Genomic DNA, 6,734 nt, shown 5'->3' with positions numbered 1-6,734 from the left:
GGCGCCAGCTGGGGCCACATCGCCATCCCCCGCATCGGCCACGAGGTCATCGTAGACTTCCTCGAAGGCGACCCAGACCAGCCAATCATCACCGGCAGAACCTACCACAATAACAATCGTACGCCGAACAAGCTTCCTGACTTCAAAACTCGCATGGTCTTGAAGTCAGACAGTCACAAGGCGACAGGGTCCAATGAGCTCCGCTTTGAGGATGAAGGCGGACAAGAGGAAGTCTGGTTCCACGCCCAAAAATTCCACAATGGCGTTGTGGAGGACAATGAGACGTGGAAGGTGGGTGCCAACCGCCACAAGCGTGTTGAGGGTTCTCAGTCTGAATCTATAGGCGGATCGAAAGATATTGAAGTGGAAGGATCACACAGGGAAACCATCTCTGGTGTGAAAGACCTTCATGTGAAAGCTGTTCGTCGCACGCAGGTCGATGCAGCCGACAATGAAAGCATTGCTGATGACAAAACACTGCAGGTTGGAGGCAACTATACCGCCAAGGTGAACCGTAACATTCGCATGGAAAGCCTGGCACACCAACATTACACCGCTCCTGGAACCATCTTTGTTGATGGTGGTGATCAGGTGGTTGTTCGTGCTGGCTCTGCTATCTCTCTCAACGTGGGTGGCAACTTCATTCGTATCGATGCAAGTGGCATCAAGATTGAAGGCACTGTTGTGAATGTCAATTGCGGGGCAGGGGCTCCAGCGACTGGCAAGGATGTGCCATACATTGAACCATCTGCTCCAGAAGATTATCAAGGTCCCCATGCTGAGCGCTATGCCCGCTCCTTTGAGAAATAGGAGAGGTCTATGTCAGGAAAACCCGCAGCTCGTTTAGGTGACATTGGCTCTGGCCATGATTGTCACTTTCCGCCAACACCTGCCATTGCCGGAAGCCCGAATATCTTCATCAATAATCGCCCTGCTGTAAGGCAGGGTGATGCCTATGCGCCCCATGGCTGTTCACCATGCCCGTCTCCTTCTCATGGTAGAGCATTGGCGGCTGGTAGTCCCACGGTGAATTTCAACAACAAGCAAGCAGGCCGTGTTGGCGATCCCATAGATTGCGGTGGTGCTGATGTCTCAGGAAGCGCCAATGTATTCATCGGCGCTGCGTCCCCTCCAGGGACACGCAAGCCGTTCGCCGAGGAATGTCCGTTTGCTAAGGATGCCTCATGACACAGGCGGCTTTATCTATCGATGTCGAGCCAGATACGCTCATCGCGGACAGTGTGAAGGCAAGTCTGTTTGCCAAAGTCACCGATGACATTGCCGCTTATGCGATTATCGACGGCCAATGGTGTGAAGATATCTATGGCCGTTTACTGGGAGACGAGAATACCGACTGGTGCAGTCTGATTGCTGGAGATCTGGCACAGGAACTGGCCTTGACCGCTCCCTATCTGGTGCGGTTGGATCGGAACAGTGATCTCACCAACTGGTTGATTGAGGAAGGTTGGGGCAAGGGCTGGGGGATTTACTTCTTAGCCTCAAAATCAAAGGCCAAAGAGCTTTACAGAACCCCGCCCCCAGAAAGTCTAAAGCAGCAGGTCGAGCGTGGTGCCTTTGTTGCTTCGCCAGATATCTCTGAGGATGAAGCCACCGATGTAGTGCTTCTGCGACGGCATTTCCGGCGTTACCTACGCGTTGAGTTTGAAAGTGATGGCCGTTTGGTTCGGTTCCGTTTTTTTGATCCGGCTGTTCTGCGCGTCTGGCTGCTCTCTACAAACCCAGCGGAAACACAGGCTTTCTTCGGGCCAATTACTGACTTCATTGCCGAGGATTGGTGTGAGGAGCCCAGCTTGTGCAATGCCCAGCAGCTCTGGCATTTTACAGCACCTGCATCGGGGCAGCATTGCAAAGCAGGCCGTTTTAACATGCAAACACGTCAACTCGCACCCATGACACCATTTGCAGAAAGCTCGACGCAAACCAACGAACGACCCAAGAGCCACATCACCCTCATCCGCAAGGTTCAGGAAAAAGCGTTTGAGGATATGCAGTGGGAGTTGTTTGTAGCAAAAATTGCGCATGATCTCTTGAAGGCAAAAGCCTTGCCTCAAATAAGTATTACAACCTTTGCTGCTGCACAAGATTTTGCTAGAGATCAAGTTAAAGAAGCTATTGCGAATGGAGTAGAAACTGTTGGTGAATTGAATGAGTATTTAAAACAAACGTATTAATTATGAAAATGACATTATCCGAGGAATAGATGACGAACAAAGAAGATAGAGTTCCAAGATTTACTTTAGCTGGCACTATGTTTGTACTACTCTTAGTAGCAACTCCGTTTGGGAGTGTGTTCTTTGTAGATCTTATATCAATGAATCCTATTTTATTATTTTTTGATGTAATGAAGTTGAGTAATATAAAGTATTTATCTGGAGGGTATTTGGTATTTTATTATAATTTTATTATTTTTATATTGATGGTGTGGTGTTTTTTTATTCTCAATAATGGAAATTATAGTTATTTTAATAAATCTATATATATTATATTGATGGTAGTATTTCTTGTGAACGCGCTAATAACACAAATAGTGTTTTCAGGAATGCTTTATACAAGTGAGAACCGTAATGTAACTCCGATAGAGAATAGCAGATGACGGAGCAATTACTAAAAGACAAGCGTTCTATTTGCGAAACCTGTAAATTTGTATTGCGGATTGGCTTATTTTTGATGGGACCGGCAACAATGCTTACAATGTAAGTACTCGTCTAGCAGGAGGTGAACTGCCGGTCATTGAAAATATGCCATTAACTTCGGATAGTTATAAATCAGACTATACTAATATATGGAAGCTTCACCGTCTATATCCTTCCTCGCATAGCCAGAAAAACGTGGAAGAGGAAACATACATCTACGGTAACTATTATATCGAAGGAATTGGAACGGACACTGGAAACATTGATTCTCCTAACGGACAAATCTCTGGCAGTGGCGATTATGGTGTACTTGCAAAATCGGAAAAGGGAGCTTCACAGGCTTGGGAATTTGTAAGTGCATATGCCTCCTATAATATTACTAGAATTGAAGTTGATGTTTTTGGCTTCTCCCGAGGAGCTGCAGCAGCGCGTCACTACGCTCATGTGCTGAATTTGTTTCAAGCGATCTACGGTCCATATTACAAGACGACCCGACATATGGGATATAACAGAACAAAAACAAAACAGAACATGGAGGGGGAAAAGCGCCGCGTAATGTGCTTAAAAGTAAGAGGTGATAAATCTCTATATAGCATATTTCATGAAATCCCAACTAAACTGCAGTTTATAGGCCTATTCTACACTGTTCCTTCTATCTCGTCACCTAGGCACTTTGATTTTTCGCCACAAAATAACGACAACGGTAGTGTTTTACTTCATTTGCCAGTTGGTATTGCGGAAAGAAAGGTCGCTCATCTTACTGCAATCAACGAGCGCAGGAAGAACTTCGCTCTAAAATCGATTTTGTCAAGCCCAGTAGACTGTGAAGTACCAGAGGGGAAAACCCAAGGCAATCATATTGAAGAATGTCTTTATGGTTCCCATTCGGACATCGGTGGAGGTTATTTGTCGGGGGGGACTGAGGTTGATCTTGGTACAAACCCAAGTGCAGTTGAGCGCGCTATCGACGAAGGCCGGATCGGTTCCGTAGATGATCCGTTTTGTGAAACAACCGATGCCTACTATTCAGCCCAAGTGAAAGAGTGCACCTATGAAGGCGAGAATGGGCGAATTACTCAGAAGTCAGTAAATGATGAGATTTTCGAAGCGACTATGCAGCGCGACTATGTCGATGGGGCGCTCTCACGAATAGCACTACATAAAATGCATGCTTATGCTGTATCCAGTAATGTACCATTAATACCAATCCAGCACGAAGATGAAGTCGGTACGTTGACAGAGCAACCAGCAAATCCCATCCAAGGGCTGACCGATATGTCTGATGAGCTAAAATTAATTGACGAAAAGACTCATAATAACGCGCCACTATCTGTGGAAGAGCAAAAGTTACTAAATAGGAAATACATCCACAACTCTGACAAGGATTCTCTAGGGCATGCCCCTACAAAGAGTGGCAAGCGCGTTATCTTTGCTAACTAGAGGCGGATTTAGGGCCGCTTGTGCAAGCTGGTGTTTCTAAGTGACGAGGGTACTGTGCTCATCCCTCGGTTCACGTTGTCTCCACATCGTTTGGATGTTGAGCTATTCTCCAACACGCAAAAGCAGGGAGATGTCAGCCTCTGCATTGGTGAAGGAGAGCTGCTCCATCTCAAGGGGCGGGGTGTCACTCTGAAGTTCGCCTTGTAAGGGTCTCGTTATGATTATGCCTTCCAACATCCCAACGGGGATCAGTGCATCGTTGCTGCAGGTGAGAACCTGCGCCTGACACCATTCACAACAGCTGGCAATGCTGTTGTTGAAGGCAACTGGCGACGAGATCATGCAGACAATGTTGCCCTGACCTTTTCTGGGGAGCAGTTTGAGGGCGGTATAATCCTTCACCGTCGCCTGTGTCCCGAGTTTGCAAGGCCATCCTTCGAAGAAGCTCAGACAGCATCGCGGCAAGCCTTTTTCAACTGGCATGGTAAGCAAGGCCAAAATGAAGCAGAGCAACTTGCCACCTACCTCCTTTGGGCAAATACGGTTCCCGCAGAGGGAGCCTTAACACATCCGCCTACCTACATGTCTAAGAACCATATGATCAACATATGGAGCTGGGACAACGCTTTTTCTGCAATCGGGCTTGCTGCCATCGACCCTGATCTGGCCTTTAGCCAGTTCGCAACAGTTTTCGATTGGCAGGATGAGAGCGGCTTGCTGCCAGATTTCGTGCACGATGCGGGCGCTTCCTTTGCGTTTACAAAACCACCGGTCCACGGCTGGGCAATCCTGCATATTCTGGAAGCCTATCGTGATTGTTTCAGCTCAGATCAGCTTGTGTATCTCAGAGACAAGATGGAGAAGCAGCTCAGCTATTGGCTCACACATACCCGTGCAAATGAACAGGAGCTTTCCGGCTACTTTCACGGCAACGACAGTGGCTGGGATAATGCCAGTTTCTTTGATCATGGTGGCCCGGTTGTTGGACCAGACCTGCCGACATTCCTATGCCTGACGGCCAACTGCATTGCACAGCTCTATCGCAGCGCCGAAGAACCACACATGGCTAACAAGTTTGATCAGATCAGGACACAGCTCAGAAACTTAATGATAAAACAACTCTGGAACGGCGAATGCTTCGTGTTTCGAAAACCAGCTCAACCAGATCTTGTCCTGCCGGATACCAGCCTGGCGCAGTTTATGCCTCTGTTGCTTGGCAGTGACCTGCCAAGAGAGATTGCAGACAAACTCGTAGAAAGGTTCAATGCTCAGGGCTTCCTCACTGAGTGGGGACCTGCTACAGAAAACCCGCAGAGCGCGTATTATGAGGCCGATGGGTATTGGCGTGGTCCCATATGGGCACCAACTACATTACTGATTTTTGACGGTTTATGCCGACAAGGTGAAATCCGGCTGGCTCACGAGCTGGCAAAGCGGTTCATGAGAACTTGTGAAGCCTCAGGAATGGCAGAAAACTTTGATGCCTTGACTGGAACAGGACTACGCGACCAAGCTTTCGCTTGGACATCTGCTGTTTATCTTCGTTTTCAGAATGTGCTTTCCAAAGCGCAACTGACCTCAGCTTGAGTACCCCATGGCGCAAAGACCGACGATTAAAACAATTGCTAAGGTAACCGGGCTTTCAACGGCGACAGTGTCGAAAGCGCTCAATGCCTCACCGCAGGTACGCCCCCGTACGCGTGATAAGGTGTTGCAAGCGGCCAAAGAGCTGGGATACGAACTCAACATCAGTGGAGTTCAACTCCGGACTGGCAAGACCTATCAGATCGCCATGATCACGGTCATTGCGTCACCTGACGACGACGAATGGGCGGGTGTTGGTTACACTCAGCTGATTAGCGGAATCTCGTGTGCAATTGAGCATACGCCGTACAGAGTTGTGCAGCATCAGGTCGCCAGTTTTGAGGACAGCTTCGAAGTTATAAAACGCATCGTTCAAAACAAGAAAGCCGATGGCATCATCATCTCTGGGACAAGAGCAAATGATCCACGCATCAGCTTCATGCAGGAACAAGACTTTCCGTTTGTTACCTACGGAACCAGTGATGCCAGCGCACCCCATGCCTTTGTTGATACCGACAACCGCCGTATTGTGACGATCTGTGTTGAGCGTCTGCTTTCCAAAGGCCATCACCGTATCGCAATGATCAATGCCAGCGAAGAGCTGAACTATACGCAAAACCGTATTGAGGCCTACAAAGCTACGTTGTCGAAAGCAGGCATTGCCTTCAACCCCGCATTACTCGCTAATGGACGCTTAACCCCGGCATTTGGACGAGAACAGCTTTTTGAAATGTCCATGTTTGAAGAGCCGCCGACGGCTTATATCTGCGCCAATGAAGCAACCGCGATGGGGGTCCTGTCAGGGTTTCAGGTGCGTGGGATGGTGCATGGGCGGGATGCCGTTGTCATTGCGACAGATGACCTGAACGTATCGCAGTACTTCTCACCGCCAATTACGACATGTTATCTCCCGATATCAAAGCCAAGCGAAACGCTGGGCAAGTTCATGCTAGACTTAATTGGCGGTGAGGATCCCATAAATCTCCAAAAACTTTTCGTACCAGACCTCATCGAACGCGGTGCAGACACCTGTAATCTGGAGAGATTATAAGGACT

At 48.2% G+C, this 6,734-nt stretch carries 7 protein-coding genes; 6 read left to right on the top strand and 1 reads right to left on the bottom strand.

From position 1 onward, the window contains the following. From BM231_RS10530 to BM231_RS10510, 4 genes are all read left to right on the top strand, one after another. Positions 1–810: bacteriophage T4 gp5 trimerisation domain-containing protein (locus BM231_RS10530; protein ID WP_244527160.1), on the top strand; the 810-nt coding region annotated here is incomplete at its 5' end. A gap of 9 nt (positions 811–819) precedes the next feature. Then, positions 820–1,188 (top strand): PAAR domain-containing protein, encoded by a 369-nt coding sequence (locus BM231_RS10525; protein ID WP_082596416.1) that lies wholly within the window; start codon positions 820–822, stop codon positions 1,186–1,188. After that, entirely contained in the window at positions 1,185–2,192 is a 1,008-nt protein-coding gene (locus BM231_RS10520) for a DUF4123 domain-containing protein (RefSeq protein ID WP_093519115.1), read from the top strand. Before BM231_RS10525 ends, BM231_RS10520 begins: the two co-directional genes overlap by 4 nt. A 468-nt stretch (positions 2,193–2,660) precedes the next feature. Next, complete coding sequence (locus tag BM231_RS10510) at positions 2,661–4,094, top strand: phospholipase effector Tle1 domain-containing protein (protein WP_093519111.1); 1,434 nt, start codon at positions 2,661–2,663, stop codon at positions 4,092–4,094. A 102-nt stretch (positions 4,095–4,196) separates the two neighbouring features. Here the strand turns inward: BM231_RS10510 and BM231_RS27185 are convergent, their stop codons facing one another. Further along, a complete protein-coding gene (locus BM231_RS27185) occupies positions 4,197–4,577 on the bottom strand; it encodes a hypothetical protein (RefSeq protein ID WP_208860256.1) in 381 nt (126 codons plus the stop codon). Positions 4,578–4,691: 114 nt separating this feature from the next. Here BM231_RS27185 and BM231_RS27180 point away from each other — a divergent pair, with 114 nt between their 5' ends. Next, the gene (locus BM231_RS27180; RefSeq protein ID WP_208860255.1) at positions 4,692–5,681 is read left to right on the top strand and encodes an amylo-alpha-1,6-glucosidase; all 990 of its coding nucleotides are present in this window, start codon (positions 4,692–4,694) and stop codon (positions 5,679–5,681) included. 7 nt (positions 5,682–5,688) lie between these two features. Further along, positions 5,689–6,729, top strand: coding sequence for a LacI family transcriptional regulator (locus BM231_RS10500; protein WP_093519109.1), 1,041 nt, complete (start codon positions 5,689–5,691; stop codon positions 6,727–6,729). Positions 6,730–6,734: the final 5 nt, after the last annotated feature.

This window comes from Pseudovibrio ascidiaceicola (assembly GCF_900114245.1).
Taxonomy (GTDB): domain Bacteria; phylum Pseudomonadota; class Alphaproteobacteria; order Rhizobiales; family Stappiaceae; genus Pseudovibrio; species Pseudovibrio ascidiaceicola.
Note: the sequence above shows the minus strand (reverse complement) of the source record. Positions and strands in the feature narration are given on the sequence as shown.